At 42.3% G+C, this 20,433-nt stretch carries 16 protein-coding genes; 9 read left to right on the top strand and 7 right to left on the bottom strand.

Features of this window, described 5'->3' with window-relative positions:
* Positions 1-123 precede the first annotated feature (123 nt).
* Both hrpA and ACQKC9_RS00805 read left to right on the top strand, forming a co-directional pair.
* Complete coding sequence (hrpA, locus tag ACQKC9_RS00810) at positions 124-4,356, top strand: ATP-dependent RNA helicase HrpA (RefSeq protein ID WP_427620144.1); 4,233 nt, start codon at positions 124-126, stop codon at positions 4,354-4,356.
* 140 nt (positions 4,357-4,496) lie between these two features.
* Positions 4,497-5,102 carry a class I SAM-dependent methyltransferase gene (locus ACQKC9_RS00805; protein ID WP_427620143.1) on the top strand — a complete coding sequence of 202 codons (606 nt, stop codon included), beginning with the start codon at positions 4,497-4,499 and terminating at the stop codon, positions 5,100-5,102.
* A 106-nt stretch (positions 5,103-5,208) separates the two neighbouring features.
* Here ACQKC9_RS00805 and ACQKC9_RS00800 read toward each other — a convergent pair whose 3' ends face one another.
* Positions 5,209-5,538: a hypothetical protein gene (locus ACQKC9_RS00800; protein WP_102091713.1), complete on the bottom strand. Its 330-nt coding sequence runs from the start codon at positions 5,536-5,538 to the stop codon at positions 5,209-5,211.
* A gap of 261 nt (positions 5,539-5,799) precedes the next feature.
* A complete protein-coding gene (locus ACQKC9_RS00795; protein WP_427620142.1) occupies positions 5,800-6,651 on the bottom strand; it encodes an AraC family transcriptional regulator N-terminal domain-containing protein in 852 nt (283 codons plus the stop codon).
* 166 nt (positions 6,652-6,817) lie between these two features.
* On the opposite strand from ACQKC9_RS00795, the gene ACQKC9_RS00790 reads away from it, so the two are divergent.
* A complete protein-coding gene (locus tag ACQKC9_RS00790) occupies positions 6,818-7,231 on the top strand; it encodes an organic hydroperoxide resistance protein (RefSeq protein WP_160021698.1) in 414 nt (137 codons plus the stop codon).
* Between the two features lie 177 nt (positions 7,232-7,408).
* On the opposite strand, the gene ACQKC9_RS00785 is transcribed toward ACQKC9_RS00790, so the two are convergent.
* On the bottom strand, positions 7,409-8,326 hold the full coding sequence (locus ACQKC9_RS00785; protein WP_427620141.1) for a DMT family transporter: 918 nt from the start codon (positions 8,324-8,326) through the stop codon (positions 7,409-7,411).
* Positions 8,327-8,649: 323 nt separating this feature from the next.
* On the opposite strand from ACQKC9_RS00785, the gene ACQKC9_RS00780 reads away from it, so the two are divergent.
* Entirely contained in the window at positions 8,650-9,333 is a 684-nt protein-coding gene (locus tag ACQKC9_RS00780) for a DUF421 domain-containing protein (RefSeq protein ID WP_290176278.1), read from the top strand.
* A gap of 131 nt (positions 9,334-9,464) precedes the next feature.
* Here the strand turns inward: ACQKC9_RS00780 and creD are convergent, their stop codons facing one another.
* The 4 genes from creD to pnuC all read right to left on the bottom strand — a co-directional run bounded on the left by creD (position 9,465) and on the right by pnuC (position 13,135).
* The gene (gene creD, locus ACQKC9_RS00775) at positions 9,465-11,075 is read right to left on the bottom strand and encodes a cell envelope integrity protein CreD (RefSeq protein ID WP_427620140.1); all 1,611 of its coding nucleotides are present in this window, start codon (positions 11,073-11,075) and stop codon (positions 9,465-9,467) included.
* Positions 11,076-11,244: 169 nt separating this feature from the next.
* Positions 11,245-11,769, bottom strand: coding sequence for a TIGR00645 family protein (locus ACQKC9_RS00770; protein WP_102093027.1), 525 nt, complete (start codon positions 11,767-11,769; stop codon positions 11,245-11,247).
* A 96-nt stretch (positions 11,770-11,865) separates the two neighbouring features.
* Positions 11,866-12,453 carry an AAA family ATPase gene (locus ACQKC9_RS00765; protein WP_427620139.1) on the bottom strand — a complete coding sequence of 196 codons (588 nt, stop codon included), beginning with the start codon at positions 12,451-12,453 and terminating at the stop codon, positions 11,866-11,868.
* Entirely contained in the window at positions 12,425-13,135 is a 711-nt protein-coding gene (gene pnuC, locus ACQKC9_RS00760) for a nicotinamide riboside transporter PnuC (RefSeq protein WP_427620138.1), read from the bottom strand. Before pnuC ends, ACQKC9_RS00765 begins: the two co-directional genes overlap by 29 nt.
* Positions 13,136-13,430: 295 nt before the next feature.
* On the opposite strand from pnuC, the gene ACQKC9_RS00755 reads away from it, so the two are divergent.
* The 5 genes from ACQKC9_RS00755 to dnaX all read left to right on the top strand — a co-directional run.
* Entirely contained in the window at positions 13,431-14,576 is a 1,146-nt protein-coding gene (locus ACQKC9_RS00755) for a beta-ketoacyl-ACP synthase III (protein ID WP_057760302.1), read from the top strand.
* A 234-nt stretch (positions 14,577-14,810) separates the two neighbouring features.
* Complete coding sequence (prfA, locus tag ACQKC9_RS00750; RefSeq protein WP_427620137.1) at positions 14,811-15,902, top strand: peptide chain release factor 1; 1,092 nt, start codon at positions 14,811-14,813, stop codon at positions 15,900-15,902.
* A gap of 130 nt (positions 15,903-16,032) precedes the next feature.
* Positions 16,033-17,571 carry a lysine--tRNA ligase gene (gene lysS / locus ACQKC9_RS00745; RefSeq protein ID WP_102090341.1) on the top strand — a complete coding sequence of 513 codons (1,539 nt, stop codon included), beginning with the start codon at positions 16,033-16,035 and terminating at the stop codon, positions 17,569-17,571.
* A 115-nt stretch (positions 17,572-17,686) separates the two neighbouring features.
* Positions 17,687-18,949 carry a hypothetical protein gene (locus tag ACQKC9_RS00740; protein WP_427620136.1) on the top strand — a complete coding sequence of 421 codons (1,263 nt, stop codon included), beginning with the start codon at positions 17,687-17,689 and terminating at the stop codon, positions 18,947-18,949.
* 69 nt (positions 18,950-19,018) lie between these two features.
* On the top strand, positions 19,019-20,433 hold a 1,415-nt coding region (gene dnaX, locus ACQKC9_RS00735; protein ID WP_427620135.1), incomplete at its 3' end, for a DNA polymerase III subunit gamma/tau.

Here is a 20,433-nt window from a genome sequence, read left to right as displayed (position 1 = left end):
CTGTAATGTGTGATAGTTTCAGCATTATTGATACAAGAGTAATCAGGACTCGACTAACTTGAATCATACCCCAATTACCCCCATAATCTAACCACTTCTACATAATAAATAGCCTAAGCAAATATGCCCAATACTTCTAAGCCCAATATTCCTGAAAACAGCGATTCAGATGCATCTACTGTAAATGAAACTCAAGATGTTAAGAAGCCAGCAGTAGCGCTGGCGGATCTACCAGTTCTTGCCAAGGATAGCTATTACTTAAGCCGTCTTGAACGAGAGCTGGCACGTGCTGCTGTGTCTAAGAACAAAAAGTCTAATCATGATTCTGAGCAAAAAAATAATTCAGATGATGTACTCGCTAAAAAACGTGCTCAGTACGAAAAAATAAAAATGCGTTCTCAAGAAGCCGTGCAGGCACGTATCGATAGTATTCCAAGTGATTTACCTGCCAAACTAAATCTAGATCTACCCGTTAGCCAGCGCGCAGAAGACTTAGTACAAGCGATTATCGATAATCAAGTTATTATCGTCGCTGGTGAGACCGGTTCTGGTAAAACGACGCAGTTGCCTAAGCTTGCGATGCTAGCAGGGCGCGGTATTACAGGGCAGATAGGGCATACACAGCCAAGACGATTGGCTGCTCGTAGTGTGGCAAACCGTATCGCAGAAGAGCTGGGTGAGCCATTAGGTAATACCGTCAGTTTTAAGATTCGCTTTAATGAGCAAGGGACAGCGCAATCTGTTGTAAAGCTCATGACAGATGGTATCTTACTCGCTGAACTAGGTCATGATCGGTTTTTGAGTAAGTACGATACGATTATTATCGATGAGGCGCATGAGCGTAGTTTAAACATCGATTTTATTATGGGTTATCTCAAAAATATGCTGCCCAAGCGTCCAGATTTAAAAGTTATTATTACGTCGGCGACCCTTGATACTAAGCGCTTTAGCGAATACTTCAGTCGTTATGACAATAAGTTCAAACGGCAAGTTCCTGCGCCTATTTTTAATGTAGAAGGGCGTAGCTTTCCAGTAGAAGTCCGTTATCGTCCGTTGACAGATGAACCAGTAAATAGCTCGGAAGACGACAGCTACGATGATTTTGAAGAGAACCTGCCGCGTGCTGTGGTTGCCGCTGTCGAAGAGTGCTTTAGCGATGCGCAGAGTAAAGGTCACGCCGATCAAGCTGATATTTTGATATTTGCTGCGACTGAAGCGGAGATTCGTGAGACGCAGGAAGTGCTTGAGCGTCATGGTCCGCGCCATACAGAAGTACTGCCATTGTTTGCACGGCAGACTTATGAAGAGCAGCAGCGTATCTTTCAGCCATCGGGTCGAGGTCGCCGTATTGTTATCGCGACCAACGTTGCTGAGACTGCATTGACTGTGCCGGGTATTCGCTATGTGATTGACTTAGGTTTTGCGCGGATTTCGCGTTACTCGTATCGCTCGCGCGTACAGCGTTTACCGATTGAAGCAATTTCACAAGCAGCGGCTAATCAGCGTAAAGGTCGCTGTGGTCGTGTTGCCCCAGGTGTTTGTATTCGTCTTTATTCTGAGGAGGACTTTAGTGGTCGCCCTGAGTTTACTGAGCCTGAAATTCTGCGTACTAACTTGGCATCTGTGATATTGCAGATGGCAAACCTGCGTCTAGGTAGTGTGGATGACTTTGAGTTCATTGAGCCGCCTGATAGCCGATTGGTCACTGATGGTCATAAATTGCTAGATGAATTGGGCGCTATTACTTCTAAGAAAGACATCGCTGCTCAGGACAAAACCAATAAGCCAAAAGCGAGAAAAGGGCTTGATCACCTGCGTTTGACAGCAACTGGTCAGAAAATGGCACGTATGCCAATCGATCCAAGGCTGGCACGTATGCTGGTCGCTGGTTCTGATTTTGATTGTATTCGTGAAATGCTGATCGTTGTGGCAGCGCTTGCTGTACAGGATCCACGCGAGCGTCCTGCCAATAAACGTACACAAGCGGATCAAAAGCATGCTGTTTTCCGTCAAGACGACTCTGACTTTTTGTTTTATTTGAGTCTATGGAAGGCGCTGTTTGAAAAAGATGAAGACGGCAATAAACTGTCTGGCAATCAGCGTAAGCAGTTTGCTAAGAAAAACTATTTAAGTTTCCCGCGTGTACGTGAATGGCATCAGACACACCGTCAATTGGTGCAAATGGTCACTGAGCTGAAATTAACTGATGTCAATGAATCAAAAGCTGCTGATAAAAATGTGGCTGTCAATGATCCGACTGCGATCGAAGACGAAGAGCTAAAAGCGGTTAAATATGCCAATCTGCATAGAGCGTTATTGACGGGTTTATTATCTATCATCGCGCACAAGACCGAAAGCCGCGGTGAGTATTTGGCGGCGCGTCAGCAAAAGGCCAAGATATTCCCAGCCAGTACGGTGTTTAAACAAATACCACCTTGGGTGATGGCGTTTGAAATGGTGGAGACTTCACAAGTCTTTATGCGTACTGTTGCCAAAATCGAACCAGAATGGATTATTTCAGCGGCAGGTGATTTGCTGAAATATCACTACTTCGAACCACACTGGTCCAAGAAAACAGGACGAGTTAAAGCTTACGCTCAGATTAGTCTGTTTGGACTGATTATTATTAGTAAGCAGCTGACTAACTATGAGCAAGTTAATCTGGTCGAGTCACGAGAGATATTTATCCGTGATGGCTTGGTGACAGGCAATTTTGGTCGCAATGCACCATTCTTGCAACATAACATGGACAAGATTGCTCATGTTGAGCGCATCGAAGACAAGCTGCGTCGCCGTGATTTGTTGGTGGATGAAGAAACGCTCTATCAGTTCTATGATAAGAAAATTCCTGAGCACGTTGCCAGTCGTAAAGCGTTTGAGGATTGGCGTGCAGAAGTCGAAAAGCATGATGCCAAGCATCTATTCTTCACTGATAAAGATGTACTTAATAGCCAGGCGCCGACCACAGGGGACTTTCCAGAAGTGTGGAAGCTGGGCGATCTAAAGCTGCCGCTGCGTTATATTTTTGATCCCGCCAGCGATGATGATGGTGTGACCATACGTGTGCCGCTTGCCGCATTACCGCAGCTCGATGCGATTGAGCTACTGTGGGGCGTGCCCGGTTGGCGCTATGAATTGGTATTGCAGCTGCTCAAGTCGCTACCAAAAGAGATACGTCGCCAAATCGTACCGATACCCAATACTGCAGACAATTTGTTTGATGAATTGCAGCCAAAGGGTGGGCAAGGATTACTGAAGCAGCTGTGTCAGGCGTTGCATCGTCGCGGTATTATGTCGGTGACGCCAGAGAACTTCAATCCATCTACGATTGATCGTTATTTGCAGCCACAAATCTGCGTGGTCGATGAGAAAAACCGTATCATCGAAAAAGGCCGTGATCTACAAACCCTACAGATTCGTCATGCATCTGAGACCAGTCAAGCGGTAAATGAACAGCAAGGCGTGCATACTGAGTTCCCTGAGCATTTTGCTTTTAGCAAAAATCATCATAGCGCAGGTGTGGTAATGAAGCAGTTTGCGGCACTCGTCGCTGATGAAGCGGGAGAAGCTGTATCGATTCATCAATACACTGATGTCAATGCAGCACTTCAAGCACATCGCATCGGGGTGCTGACTTTAATCAAAGGCAAACTTGGTGCAAAGAAAAAGCAGTTAACGAGCCAAATCGATAGCATATTTAAACTGGCATTTGCACCACTTGGCGACATGGATAAACTCAAGACGATCGTTATAGATGCTGCGTTAGACGCGGCTCTCGAAGAGCACTACGTCTTATTTGATCACTCTGAGAATTTACCAGAAAGCGCTGATGACATCGCAGTTGGATTGAGCGAGGAGCTACCGTTTACCTCTGAAGAGTATACCCAGACTCTCGAAGTGGTAGTGAATAACTTCTTATTAACTGGTCAAAGCGTTATCAAAACGCTTAAGAGTGTCTACACTCGTTGGCAGCGTATTCGCCAAGGACTACTGATGCTAGATCGCGAGATATTTGGTGAGTCTATCGATGATATCGAAGATCAGCTAGAAGACTTACATTTGGCAGATTTTGTTTATCGGATGGACTATAGCCACTGGCAACAGTACCCACGCTATCTTGAAGCGCTACAGATTCGACTAGAGCGTCTGGAGCACAATCTCGATGCTGACCTCGATGGTGTTTACGCGCTTGACTTGCATATGGAGCGGCTAGCAGGACGTGCGGACAAAGAAGCCATCAGTGAGTATCGTTGGATGGTGGAAGAGTATCGTATTCAACTGTTTGCCCAGCCTATGAAAACTCGTATGGCAGTATCGCCCAAGCGTCTAAGCAAAATGTGGGACAAGGTGAGTTAGACTAAGTTTTAGGTTTGTATGGTACGTCATGTTATAGAGTACACATTGATCTTAAGATATGGGCTCTATAACTAAGTGTTCTAGGTGCCATATGTTACCTACCAAATTGGATATCAATCTTAAATAAAAGGACGATTAAAATGTGGGATGAACGCTATAGCGGCACAGAGTTCGCATTTGGTACCGAACCTAATGATTTTTTGAGAGAGACATTTGAGCAGATACCTGTAGGTGGTCACGTACTTTGTCTAGCAGAGGGCGAGGGTAGAAATGCAGTATTCTTAGCTGAGCAAGGCTTCAAGGTGACTGCGATGGATATGTCCGAAGTAGGTCTGAACAAAGCGAACAAGTTGGCAAAAGATAGAGGGGTAGCTATCACTACGCAAGTAGCTGATTTAGCAGATTATAACTTTGGTCAGGATAAATGGGACGCCATAGTTTCTATCTGGGCACATGTGCCTAGAGCGGTACGTCAATATGTACATGTACAAGTTGGCACCGCTCTCAAGCCAGAGGGAGTATTTATCGTCGAAGCTTATACAGAAAGACAGCTTGAAACAGAGGCAGTCGGTGGACCACCAGCCAGTCAAAGGGAGCGTTTTGGCGCTTTACAGAACTTTCAAAATGAGCTTGTAGGGCTGAACGAAGTGATTGGTGTAGAGAAGTTGCGTATGGTATCAGAAGGAAAGCGGCATCAAGGGCTTAGCGCTGTAGTACAGTTTGTTGGTAAAAAAGTTAGCAACTAGTCGTTTTAGTAGCTATATACATAGTTAGAGAAGATAGTTCGCAAACTATCTTCTCTATAAGCTATTGATGTCTGATAATTAGCGACTGGTATCTAAGGATTGGTACTTAATGACTAATCTTTTCTGTCAGTACACCCATGCTATAAAGTACATAAGCAATCACGGTTAATGCGACGATAAATGGAGTAAGCATCCAAATTACAATATTGATTAAAAGTGATGGTAGCAATCCATTGAACAATTCAATATCTGGTGCGAAAAAATCGGTCATGACATCGACTGCACGCTTAGCAATAGGGAATAGCAAAGTGCTAAAAGCTAACATGTAAATGTACTTACTAAAGCCAGGATCACTCATGACTACCATAAAGTAGAACACTGTAAAAAACGTGATGCCAAGTGCCCAACATTTGAGAGTGTAGCTTAAACGAATCATGTTATCTCCTCCCTAAGCTTTATATTGATCGCTTTACATCGATCGTACGCAGAGTAAAGCTGCTCCTATACATTCATTATTTTAAATATATAGTATATGTTATAATACGAATATATAGTCGAGTCAACCAATTTTTCTATTTATGTAAATTACTCCCTAAATTATCCAATTTAAAAATGATATTTTTTAAGGAACATTTTCGTAAATATAATAGTAAATAGCCTAAGTAAAAAATCATTACGCTAAAAAGTAAAGTTACAACTACAACTCATTACTTGGGCTCACACCAAATAGTCGCTTATATTCTCGGCTAAACTGACTAGGGCTTTCGTAGCCTACTTGCATCGCTATTTGTGATATTTGCGATCCATGCATCTTAATTAAGCGTCTGGCCTCCATTAAGCGTAAGCTTTTTTGATACTGTAGCGGGCTCAGCTGGGTTATTTCTTTAAAATGCTGATGAAACCCTGAGACACTCATGCCGCATCTACTAGCTAAGCTCTCAACCATAATAGGTTCATCTAGATGTGCATTTATCCAGTCAGTCGCTTGGGCAATGCGGTGTGTATGGCTACCGCTAACTACCAATTGCTTAAGTTTGTTGCCTTGCTCAGCCAAGAGTAGGCGATAGTATATTTCTTGTTGAATTAAAGAAGATAGAAAATCAATATTATTTGGATAATCAAGCAAGCGTATCAATCGCTCAAACGCGTCCATTATGGTGTTATCTAATTGCCACTTTATCCCTAAATGACTGCCTGTCATTGAGTGTGTGGGCGGTATCTGCGCTAATACATCTCTAATCATAGCTAAATCTAATTTCATTGATAAAACAATGACAGGGTTCTTTATCGAAGCGTGTTTGATATGCATACTTAGCGGTATATTAACTGGACAGAACATCAAGTTACTATTGTCAAACCTTTGACAGTCAGCACCCAAGTAAATCTCTCGCTCACCTTGCAGTACAATACAAATACTTGGCTCTTGAATATAGCTCACGGCTTTGCTTGGTTTATCCGCGCAATAAAAGAACAAACCTGAAACAGCAGATTCAATGGTTTTATTTCTAGGCAGTACTGCTAAAAGTTGGTCAATAGTCGTTTGTTTCATCACGAGTGCTTATTTTATACAATTGCCTGATAGTATAAATATTTGTAGGATTAGGCAAGAGTTATAGAGGTTTGTTCTAACGTATCAGTGTAGAAGATTCTATAATAATTTCATCGCAACAGCGTAAGTACGACCTCTAATAATATGAAACAAGGAATGATTACTCATGAAAATATTTTATAAAACGCGCGCAACCGCTACTGGTGGACGTTCTGGCCATACTGGATTAGACGATGGTTCGTTAGGATTTGATTTGGTATCTTTTCAAGAGCAAGACAAAGAAGGCGTGAACCCAGAACAGCTTTTTGCCATGGGTTACGCGGCTTGTTTTGATAGCGCTTTGAGCATGACTGCACAGCACATGAAGTTGCCTGTTACCGCTTCAAAGACCTCTGCGCAAGTGGGTATTGGTATGAAAGCTGACGGTAGCTACAACTTAGAGATAGAGTTGTCTGTAGAAGTATCAGGTATTGATGAAGCGCAGGCGCAGCAGTTGATAGAAGCCACGCATCAGGTGTGCCCGTATTCTAATGCTACTCGCGGCAATGTTGATACTCGTCTAGAAGTGACCGTCGTTTAAAGACTGTTGTTTAAAGACTAGTGACCGTAGACTAACAATATTAAAATAATAACTCGAATATAAAACGTCCCGATTTATAAAAGTCGGGGCGTTTTTATATTGTTTGGCAACGTAATGTAATTAGCTGGAACCTTTTCTGAGCAGCTTAGCTAATGATAAATCATTAATAGCCTTATCTCATGCTGGTACTTTTTTATTTAAGGTAAACACCAAGACCGCGCCCAAAATGGCTGTGCTTGCAACTATAAAGGGCATAGTCAGCTGTTCAGACAAAAATATCACACCTAGCAACGCAGCAATCACAGGGACACATAGCTGAACGATAGCGGCTTGTGTGTTTTTCAATAGTGGCATCGCTGTATACCAGATACTATAGCCCAACCCTGAGGCGATCGCTCCTGATGCACAGGCGAGTAGTACACCTTCAGTCGTAATACCCTCCAAATTGATATTTTTAAAACCCAAGTCATCTAGATACGTCATACCTACCAGTAATAGTATAGGCACAGCGACTAAACTACGCACAAAGTTAAACCCTGTCGCTCGAAGTGGTGAGACGCATGATTTGCCGCGTACACTATATACTCCCCAAGCCACGCCGCTCATAGCCATTAACGCTGCCGCCAATGGTGACGGTATGGCAGCTGATGGCAACATCAAATACACGAATCCTGCGACTGCAACAACAAATGCTAACCATTGTAGTGCGCTTAATTGCTCTTTTTTATAGATACCCCAGCCAATCATGGTGAGCTGTACCGCTGAAAACAAAATCAATGCACCAGTGCCCGTATCAAGCTCTACATACGCAATCGAAAAGCATAGTGCGTAAATCACCAAGCTGAGACTACTCAACCAACTGCCTTTGTCATTTAATATAGCGTGGACGGTAGGATTGTTATGATTGGGCGTTTGGCGTTGCAGTCTGTAAGCATGTATAGCCATGATAATGCCTAGACAAGCCGTCGCACTGACTAGCCTAATGATGGTAAAGCTCCAAGCATCGATATAGCCTTCCGCCAATGCCATTCGGCAAAACAGAGAGTTTGCGGCAAAGGCGATTAACGCAATAATAGTATAAATAGTGGCTTTCAAAAGTAATTCCTACAATGAATAAATGGCACAAAACAGGCAAGCATAGGATTTTAATTTTAGGTCTTGAGATACGCTGTTATAACGAACGCTTATTTCTTAGCAAAGATAATAGATTGATAAATTATCAATCTAATCTATAGCTGTCTCACAGGACAGGATATTTTGTCGTACTTATGGCAAAAAGTCTCTTTTAAATCAGAATAACGATAGTTATATTGACGATAAGGTCTAAAAATAGGGATGATGTGCGTCGCATCAAATGAACTATTAGAACAACATTCATTAAACACAATAAATCAGATAAATAAATAGGAAAAGATAGTATGAATTGGGCAAGTATTTTTATTTATGACACAACTTGGTTGTTTGCCGTAGAAATTTTAATACGTGTCACTGTAATGTTTGTATTAATTATCACATTTTTGCGATTCACTGGTAAGCGCGGCGTCCGTCAGCTCTCTATTTTCGAGCTAACCATTATTTTATCATTGGGCTCTATTGCAGGTGACCCTATGTTCACCGAAGACCTGCCGATTATCCAAGCGGTATTAATCATGGGTACGGTCATTTCACTTTATAGGCTCTGTACTTGGGCGATGATGAAGTTCCAGCCTTTTGAGGACCTGCTAGAGGGGCGCTCAATGTATATTGTAGAAGATGGCATGCTGGTGCTTGATAAGATTAAACAGGGGGAAATGTCACATGATGAGTTTTTTGCTGAAATGCGCCAACAAGGGGTTGAGCATTTAGGCCAAGTTCGTGTCGGTTTGCTCGAAGCTGATGGCAATTTTAGTATCTTGTTGCACACCTCTGAAAAAACAGACTACGGTATGCCGCTTTTCCCCAAGCAATATCGACCGGTCGAGCAAGTAGAAGCAGGGGTTTACTATGCTTGTATGTATTGCGGTTATGTTGATGAAATCTCTGATCCCAATCAGTGTTGCCCGCGCTGCGAGGATAATTGCAATAACTGGGCTAAAGCGTTAAACAATCATATCGTCAAATAATATTACTACTTGGCTGCCTTAGCTCAGTTGATAAGCTAAGGCAGCCAAGTTTTTTCAAATTATTAGATAAAAACCTTTCATTTACTGACAGTTTGTTTGACTTGCTTTATACAGTGCATGGCTCTCATCATTTATGTCACTTTATACCAGTCAAGTTTGCGAGTCATCACCATCACGCAGGCAAGTATCACAAAGCAGAATATCGCACCTAATAATAGATTGAGATCTTCTGTACTTAAAATACCGAAAAACGCAGCGTATAGCCCAGCAAGCGTCGTGGTAAAGATTACTGCCCGTTTCAAACCGCCAAATACATAGTAGCTATACCAGCCAATAAGCCCAACACAAGCACTGGCCGCTACCATATAGGCTTGCCAAAATGCGATTTGTTCTGCAAGCGGCAGTAATAAGACATAAAAGACAAATAGTGCGCAGCCGACGAGCAGATACTGAATAGGGTGGATACGACTTGATTTGAGCACTTCAAATAAAAAGAAAGTACCAAACGATACCAACATTAATAGCAAAGCGTACTTCATGGCTCGTTCAGTTTGTAGATAGACATCGTTAGGGCTTGCAAAACTAACCCCAAAGCTGTTTAGTAGAACGCTTTGATTACTGCCAGCTACTGCCGCACTGTCTGCCGTCAGACCTCTTGATGCCTCAAACGAATCAGGATTGTACGAATGACTATCGGTATTGAGCATTGATTCACTTATGACAGTACATTGATGGTTAGGCGCGCTGAGACATTGAGAGAGGTACTGATTATTTGCAACGGTTAGATACTGATTTTGCCAACTGGCATCGAATCCTGCAGCGGTAATGCTCTTGGTATTTGGTAGTGCTTTGCCGATGAAGTTTGGTGTCTGCCAGTCACTGTGCATAGATAGAGTAAAGTTCTGCCCAGTTGGGATAGTCGTTAAATTACTAATGCCAGCTAATGGCAAGTCGATCACAATATGAAGCGCTTGATTGTCTTTAGGATTAGATAACTGGCTATTTACCTCTGATTTATTTAGATCTGCATCCACTGAGCCTGTAACAATAAAGCTATCTTTATTATGCGGGCTAGTAGGATTGCTTAATTGCTCCAATATATCTTTAGGAATATCTACTTCGACATAGGTCAAGTTCTCTATCATTGGTATCTGCGGATAGTTTGCTGCAATCGTTTTTTGATTGATTGTGACAGTAGGCAAGGTGGCGACACCGCGCAAATCAGACACAGGAATGATAAGTTTTACCTTGTTCCAGTGGGTAATGGTTTTGGCTAGCTGTGTCTTATCTGTATCATTGTCAATTGTAGTGCCAATCTGATCTAAATTTTCTAAAGTCTCAGCAAAGGTATAACTCTGATCGAATGTCAGCTGACCATCATAGCTAGTAGCGCTATAAATACCGCGTTTATAAGTGTCTGTGTTCACTTTTAGGTCTTGTGCAGCTTGCGTCTGAGAGGCAAAAATCGTCTCAATTTTCGAGTATGACGATTCGCATTTGCTCTTTATATTTGGTGTATCAGATGCATTTGACTGACATGCCGGTGTGACTGTCGTGGGAATAGCGATAAATGGATTGATCACTTCTTGTGGATTGACATGCTGCTGTGTGATTTCTTTTATCACTGATTCTGCGTAGTATTGCCTCTCGTATATGATATCGCTAATCATAGTGAGCCCGATTGAAAAGACAATACAAAGTCCTACAATGATGGATAACTTAGTCAATAATGTTTTTTGCATGTGGTCGCCTCCTAAGTGTCTTTAATCCACAGCTGCCGAAATAGCAGACCGTGGTTTTAAAAGACATCATAGAGAGGGTATAACGAGAAGATGTGCAGGAAATATGGAAAAACAGTGAAAGGGCGAAAGTCGATATTTTCGGATAATTATTTTTCGATTATTAATGTTTTTAATGCTTTTTCGTGTCGCCAACGACTTTATCCATAATAGCGAATAACAAGCCAGACAATACAAAGGTCATATGAATAATAACCTTCCACATGAGTTTGTCAGCATCAAGTTCACTCATTCCGCTAGATATATCCATAAAGGACTTTAGCAGATCAATCGCTGAGATAGCGACGATTGCTCCGATGACTTTGAGCTTTAGACCAGAAAAGTCCACTTTGCCCATCCAGCTAGGACGATCATCATGAGTGCCAGTATCGATTTTTGAGACAAAAATTTCATAGCCACTGAATATAATGATAAGCAATAAACTGGCAACTAGAGAGATATCAACCAATACCAATATATCTACAATCACACTGGCTTCAGAGGCCGTCAGAATGTCAGCGAACATGTGCCATAGTTTTTGGACAAACTTAATAAATAATAAAATAATGCCTAACACCAACCCTAGATAAAAAGGTGCCAATATCCAGCGGCTATTAAATATAGTTTTTTCTAAGTAAAGCTCAAACTTCTTTAGCATGGGTATCTCTTAGGTTTCAAATACAAAAAAGTGTTAAAGACAAGAAAGTCTTAAAAACACAAATATAAATAAGTTTTTGGGTATAGCTATTTAGCTTTATTCAGGCGATATTTTATCTATATTAGCGAGCTGCGCTACTACTTGTTGAACGCGCGCTTTTCTATCGCCACTAATGCGTTGAAAAGGTTTTTGGTGCTTGCTCAATTGATTGGCGAAATAAGCACTTATCTCATCGCGTTGGTGTGGACTGTCTCGCAGGTCATCGGCGACCCATGGCGTATCAACATCAGTTAGTAATATCAAGTCATAGTGATGGGCCAACGCTGCTTGCTCAAGGGCCGTAGGGCAATCGTCATAATACCAATAAGAATAAACCATTAGCTCAAACAAACTGGTATCACAAAACAAATAATCACTGGCATCAGACGTCTGAGCGATCTGTTTGGCTAGGGTATTTTCTAGTGTAATTTGCCCCTGTGCGATAGGGAGCAGGTCCTCCCACGTACAAGTCAGCTGCTCGTCGTCCCATTTTGCCTGTAAGTAGGTACGCATATATTCTGACACCCAAGGAGCATCAAAATGCGCGGCCAAATCACGACATAAGGTCGTCTTACCCGTACTTTCTGCCCCTAAAACCGCGACGTTGATGACAGATTTAGGCGTATGCTGCTCGAGGTTGTACACGGTAGCGTCGTTGCCATTCATAGTATGCCCAGATTGCGATAAGAGTGAAAACTACATATTGTAGCGCGGTAAAAGTAAAACCTTTATAAAAGTATAGCGGTACCGATATCGCATCAGCGATGATCCAGAGTATCCAATGCTCGATTTTGCGTCGTGCCATGAGCCACATTGCCATCAAAAACAAAGCCGTGGTAAGCATGTCGATATAATCGACCCAAGTAAATAGATGGATCCCAAGTACCGTACCATCGAAACTAAAGCCATTATTAATCACTGGACGGAAATAATAAACCAAGCCTACAAAAGCTATCGTTCCTGCTGCCAAAGCAGAAAGTATAGGGATGTCACCTGCATGTAAATGCTCAATACGGACTTCATTGGCATCTGACTGCTTATGCTCAACATACTGGTTTTTCTTGTTCTTTGACCAGTTAATCCAGCCATACAAGCTCATCACGGTATAGTAAGCATTGATGAACATATCGCCAAACAGCTGCCACTTCCACAGTAGGTACACAAATATAGCAGTGCTGACCAGACCAATAGGGAAGACTAGGATATTGGTTTTGCTGGCGAGTAAGACACTTGCTACGCCAAAGACAACGGCAATCAGTTCAAGAATGATGAATATTGTAGAGTAGTCAGCGTATTGACCAAATAACCAGTTGAGAAGTTCTGCCATTAGTATTCCTAAATATGAGCGCGTATCAATATTCTGAATTATTAAAATAGTTCGATGAATAGTACAGAATAAATGATGCTAATTATAACGTAGCTATCGAAAAAGGACGGCAGTCTTTGCTAATTTATGGCAAGAAACAGATTATTTGTAACAAAGTATTAGAAAAATTATAATATTCAGGCATAATAAACACACTGATTTTAAGTTTACAGTTATTCACTGAATTTGAATGGCTATTATTTTTCCACTTTTATGCTTATTCCAAGCACCACAGTAGTAGACAAGGAAGCTTATCATGACGACTTGTATCACAGGCACTGGTCTTTATATCCCACCTTACAGCATTAGTAACGAAGAGCTAGTTGAGTCATTTAACCAGTATGTTGAAAACTATAATACCGAACATGCTGAAGAGATAGCTGCAGAGACAGTGACGGCACTTGAGCCTTCTTCAGCTGCGTTTATCGAAAAAGTATCTGGTATCAAATCACGTTATGTGATGGAAAAAGAAGGTATCTTAAATACTGAAATTATGGCGCCAGTTATTCCTTACCGTAACTTGGGTGAAGAGCTGTCGGTCATGGCTGAAATGGGCGCAGCAGCACTTAGAGATGCCTTGGCTGATGCTGGACTTGAGGCCAATGACTTAGACGGTATCATCCTTGCTTGCTCAAACTTCCAGCGTACTTATCCTGCAGTTGCTATCGAAATCCAAAACGAAATTGGTATGATTGGCGGCTTTGCTTATGATATGAACGTTGCGTGTAGTGCGGCGACTTTTGGTCTATCACAAGCACATGGTTCTATCATCTCTGGTTTGGCCAAGCGCATTGCTGTGGTCAATGTCGAGATTACCTCAGCGCATCTAAACTGGCGCAACCGTGACAGCCACTTTATTTTCGGCGATGTGGCGACCGCTTCTATCGTTGAAGAATTAGATACGCCAAAAGGTTACGAGATTCTAAACTCTAAGCTATTCACTCAGTTTTCGACCAACATCAAAAACGAATATGGCTTTATGGATCGCTCAGAGTATCTAGCAGCGCAGACTGAAATGTATCCAGACATCAAGGCACCGGTTACTGATAAGCTGTTTTTGCAAAACGGCCGTAAAGTATTCCGTGAAGTCTGTCCGAAAGTGTCAGAGATTATCACTGAGCACTTGCAAGAAAACGACATCCCAACGTCTGATGTTAAGATGATGTGGTTGCATCAAGCCAATGCCAATATGTTGGATTTGATTCTGCGTACCGTGGTTGGTAAAGATGCCGATAAGTCGATTGCTCCGAGTGTTATTGCTGAATTTGCCAATACCAGCTCAGCGAGTCCTATGATTGTATTCCATCGCCACAAAGACGACTTAGTATCAGGTGATTTGGGCGTTATTTGCTCATTTGGTGCAGGTTACTCTATTGGTTCGGTCTTAGTTCGCAAGGTCTAATACTTTAACTACCTGTCCTGATAAAAATAGCTAAGAATATTCTTAGCTATTTTTTTGTCTGTTGTTTTTGCTATTGAAATTACGTCGTGACATCTAAATATAAACAGAGATGTTTGAGAAGATAACATCGAGATTACCGACAATATCAACAAGAATGATTAGAGGTTTTAATTTACCCCAAAAAATTTGCTATAATCACGGGCTTATTCCTCTTATCCAATTAAAAGTCCTTTTATGAAAGAATCCTTACGCCTGCGTTTAGACCAGATGGTAGACCGTTATGAAGAGGTCACCGCTTTATTATCAGATCCTAGTGTCATCAGTGATAATAACAAGTTCCGTGAATTGTCTGTTGAGCACAGCGACTTGATGGAGATCACGACGCTGTGGCAAAACTACGTGGGTGCAGAAACGGATCAGGCTGATGCAGAAGCGATGCTAGCCGATGCAACAGATCCTGACATGAAAGAGATGATGATCGATGAGATTGAGAGTGCGCGTGGTACCATCGTAGAGATGGAAGAAGCACTTAATCTGATGATGCTACCAAAAGATCCTAACGATAAAGTACCAGCGTTTTTGGAGATTCGTGCAGGGACAGGCGGCGATGAAGCAGCGATTTTCTCTGGTGACTTGTTCCGTATGTACCAAAAGTACGCGCAGAGCCAAGGCTGGACACTAGAAGTGCTCTCTGCAAATGAAGGTGAGCATGGCGGTTATAAAGAAATCATCACTCGCGTATCTGGCAATAGTGTATATGGTCGCCTAAAGTTTGAATCAGGCGCTCACCGTGTACAGCGTGTCCCTGAAACTGAGAGCCAAGGTCGTGTTCATACGTCCGCTTGTACGGTCGCAGTCATGCCAGAAGTTGAGATTGATGATACCGTTGATATCAATCCTGCTGATATCAAAATGGATACTTTCCGCTCAAGCGGTGCTGGTGGTCAGCACGTGAACACAACTGACTCTGCTGTACGTTTGACGCATATTCCAACGGGTACCGTAGTAGAGTGTCAGCAAGAGCGTAGCCAACACAAAAACCGTGCACATGCTATGAAAATGCTGGTCTCTAAAATTCAGCAAGCCAAAGTACAAGCACAGGTCGATGTGGCGGATTCTATACGTCGTGACTTGGTCGGTAGTGGCGATCGCTCAGAGCGTATCCGTACCTATAATTTTCCACAAGGCCGCATGACTGATCATCGTATCAACCTTACCTTATACAAGCTCGATTCCATTATGGAAGGCGACTTGGATGAGATTCTTGATGCATTGTTGCGTGAGCATCAGGCCGATTTGATGGCCAGTATCGGTGGCAATGACTAGTAGTTAGTCTTTAAAAGTACCAACAGTTTTATCGTTTTTATCACCATGTCTGTTCTTATAATAATAAGTATTGATTTAATTTTTCTGTTTTCGTTTATCCATTTAATTACCTAAAAATATTGAGAGTGTTATGTCAAAGCACAATAATCAGAACCAAGATCAAACCCCAGTCGTAGAAGATGCTAACGAGCTAATCGCACAACTGCAAGCCAAGCTAGATGATATTAGTGCTTCAGGTAAACAGCCGTATCCTAATACGTTCAAACGCACTGATTATGCGCAAGACTTACAGACGGCTTTTGATGGTGTCTCAAAGCAGGAAATTGAAGAAAAAGCAGCGAATGGTGAAAAAACACAAGTAAACGTGGCAGGTCGAGTCATGCTCAACCGTGGTTCGTTCATTGTGATTCAGGACATGACAGGCCGTATTCAGCTATATGTAGCACGTAAAGAGCTTGATGAGGAGACGCGTGCGAGCATTAAATCACTAGATTTGGGTGACATTGTTGGTGTATCAGGCTATATCGGTCGCTCAGGTAAAGGCGATTTATATGTGCATATTGAAGAAATTACGCTACTGACCAAATCACTACGTCCAATGCCAAATAAATTCCATGGCTTGGCTGATGTAGAAGCGCGCTATCGCAATCGTCATCTTGATTTAATGACTAATGAGACGACTCGCAATACCTTTATGGTTCGCAGTCAGATCGTCAGTGGTATTCGTCAATTTATGCTTAATGAGCGTTTTATGGAAGTTGAAACGCCAATGATGCATCCGATACCAGGCGGCGCAGTAGCTCGTCCGTTTGAGACACATCATAATGCATTAGACATGCCTTTATATCTACGTATCGCGCCTGAGCTTTATCTTAAGCGTCTGGTCGTTGGTGGGTTTGAGCGCGTATTTGAGATTAACCGTAGTTTCCGTAACGAAGGGGTTTCAACCCGTCATAACCCTGAATTCACCATGATTGAGTTCTATCAAGCATACGCAGATTATCATGATTTGATGGATTTGACTGAGCGTCTGTTTAATCAGTTAGCCATAGATGTGCTAGGCACAACAGAGCTGACTTATCAAGAAGAAGCCATTAGTCTAAAAGCACCATTTGCTCGTCTATCAATGTCTGATGCGATTGCAAAATATGCTGAAAACTTTGACATGACACGTATCAATGATCGTGAATACCTAGCAGAATATGCATCGACGACACTTAAGCAACAAGTCAAAGATGTGTTTGGTGTGGGTAAACTACAGACAATTATCTTTGAAGAAACGGCTGAGCATCAATTACGTCAGCCAACGTTCATCACTGAATATCCTGCTGAGACATCACCACTAGCGCGTCGTAGTGATGACAATCCTGAGATTACTGATCGTTTTGAGCTGTTCGTTGGTGGTCGTGAGTTGGCTAATGGTTTTAGCGAGCTTAATGACCCAGCAGACCAAGCCGAGCGTTTCCGTGGTCAGGTCGCTGAAAAAGACGCTGGCGATGATGAAGCTATGCATTTCGATGAAGAGTATATCGAAGCATTGTCTTATGGTTTGCCACCGACAGCCGGTGAGGGTATTGGTATTGACCGTCTAGTAATGCTATTTACCGACTCTGCTAGTATCCGTGATGTGATCTTGTTCCCGCATATGCGCCGCAAACAAGACAGCTAAGGTGAATTTGCTTGCTGTAAATCCAAACTGATACTTAACTCAGCATAAAAAGCTTTTGCTCATTTTCACAGAATGGGTATAAGCTTTTTTGTGAAATATCGTTTATAGAGGTATTATGGATATTCAGCAAGCATCACATGCGCCATGGCAAAAAATGATTCAGCAATGTTTTTTATCATTGTATGAGTTGCCTGATGACAAAATCACTGACTCTGATCATTTTCAGGGTTATGATTTTGTTTTTGAGTTTTCCGGCGCTACTATTTATTTGCTCGTCAATACGGTTGTGATGCAAGCGAATAGACAAGAAGTGGATAATGCTAAAGTTCGTGAGTGGAGAAAAGAAGTTGTTAACCAACTTATCAAACGCCACGCTCAGATTTATCAAAAAAACGACAGCCTAATTGTAGATAGAAGTGCCGTGATAACTGATAAAGCGGTTTACTTTATCGGTTTAACATCATTGTCTATCAATCATCAAGACGATCAATCGGGCCATTCATCTTATGCAGTTGGCTACGAATATGGCAGTCGGTTTTTTGCAGAAGACTGTGTTTTAGACTTAGATGATGAGCAAAGTATCTTACAAGTCTTTAGTCATCAAAACTTCGTTGATATCCTCAATCAATTGGTGACGCCAAGTGATTTGACAACTTTTTTAGATTTTCATCGTCGTCAACTATCTAGCTTTGCATCATTTCAAAACGAATCGACATTGCTTAAACAGTTTCTACAATCACCTGACTTTCATCAAAGAGCGATTAGGGTGCAAGAGCAGCTAATCGATAACGAGTTAATTGAGCAAGTCGAATTACGCTTACTTAAAGCAGCAGAGCCGAATCAGACTGTGTATGCCGATGCCTTAATGGCTGAGATGCAAAAAAATACTCGGATGTGGTTCAAGCTGTTTAACAGTGTTCTTGAGCGTTATTATGAAGCGGGTAGACCTTTACCAAATGAGCAGGTTGATATTTTGGTAGATGAGTCAATATATACCTATGCGTGTCTAGTAGAAAAAATCTTAGCTTATAGAACCATGGATCAAGACTCGCGCTGGAATGGGTATGTCCGTCATGAGCATTCTTATCATGTATTTGGACGCCATTATCTCATGGTGTTTTATGCGCAAGACGATAGCAGTTCGCTGAGCGCAGAAAATGTTAGGCTCTCTTATAAAGATTTATTGTCAGATACCAATGCCCAGTTACAAGAGCCTGTAATGGATGATTTATTTTTACTGGGTGTAGAGTTTAGGCCGTGCGAAGACAGCGTAAATACTGAGGTTTATCTAGATATTTTTCATCAATCAGGCTCATTGATTGATGAAAGTACTCAGCGCTTATATGACCGGCTGGCCCAACTTCAAGCTCAGTTATAACCAAAACATAGTATGATTCATTAGTTTGACGCTCCCTTTATATTTGTATTATTTACATTGGCATTTATTATGACGCAGCAATATCAAGTTTTAGCTCGCAAATACCGACCAAAAAACTTTCACGAGTTGATTGGGCAGACGCATGTGTCTCAAGCGCTGATTAATGCGATTGATTACAATCGTTTGCATCATGCCTATCTGTTCACAGGTACGCGCGGTGTGGGTAAGACAACGATTGCGCGTATTTTATCTAAATGCTTGAATTGTGATACAGGTATTACCAGCACTCCTTGCGGTGTATGCGATAACTGTGTTGCTATTGATCAAGGGCGTTTTATTGATCTTATTGAGATTGATGCCGCTTCTCGTACCAAGGTCGAAGACACGCGTGAGCTATTAGACAATGTTCCTTATGCGCCTAGCCAAGGGCGTTATAAGGTTTATCTGATTGATGAAGTACATATGCTGTCTACGCACAGCTTTAACGCGCTATTAAAAACGCTAGAAGAGCCACCTGAACATGTGAAGTTTTTGTTGGCGACAACTGATCCACAGAAGCTACCGATTACGATTATTTCGCGCTGTTTGCAATTTGTACTACGCCCATTACCCCAAACGTTACTTAGCGAGCACTTGGCAAATATCTTGACCAAAGAGCAGGTAGGCTATACTCAGCCAGCGATTTGGCAGTTAGCAAGTGCAGCCAAAGGTTCTGTGCGTGATGCTCTATCATTGACCGATCAAGCCATTGCTTTTGGTCAAGGCGCACTGGATGATGCGACTGTTAATGCAATGCTTGGTCTTATTGATGCTGCTGACTTAGTGCGTCTAATCACAGATATCTATAATCATGATAAGTCTGCGGTTGCTGCTCATATTGAGCAAATGCGCGCGCAAATGGTCGATGCGACTAGTATGTTTGATGGGCTCGCTGAGCTGTTACATCAGTTGGCATTGACTCAGCTGTTGCCTGAGGTCGCTCTTAATGTCAATGAGGCGCAAGCAAAAGACATTTATACGCTAGCTCAGCATATCAGCCCTGATGTCTTGCAACTGTATTACGAGATCGTTGTGCAAGCCCGTGAAGGCGTTAAGCTTGCAAGTACGCCGATGCAAGCGCTTGAGATGTGCATCTTGCGATTACTGGCGTTTCGTCCGTTGCCAGTCGATGAAGTCTTGAGCAATACTTATGATAGTGATGGGCTTGCTACCAAAGTACCAGCTATAGAACCAGTATCTTCGGCATCAGCCCCAGATGCTGCTGCACATGAAGCCTTAGCACCGCCGCCAGAGCTTTATAGTGTTGATTATCAGACTTCAAGTCACGCTGAGCTACAAAGCGGTATTGATTATAATGACAATTTAGCACAGTCAATGGCTAGTGCTATGCCTGAACCAGTTGTTGAGCCTGAACCAGTTGTTGAGCCTGAACCAGTTGTTGAGCCTGAACCAGTTGTTGAGCCTGAACCAGTTGTTGAGCCTGA

The sequence above is a fragment of the Psychrobacter sp. NPDC078409 genome (assembly GCF_050268505.1).
Lineage (GTDB): Bacteria > Pseudomonadota > Gammaproteobacteria > Pseudomonadales > Moraxellaceae > Psychrobacter.
Note: the sequence above shows the minus strand (reverse complement) of the source record. Positions and strands in the feature narration are given on the sequence as shown.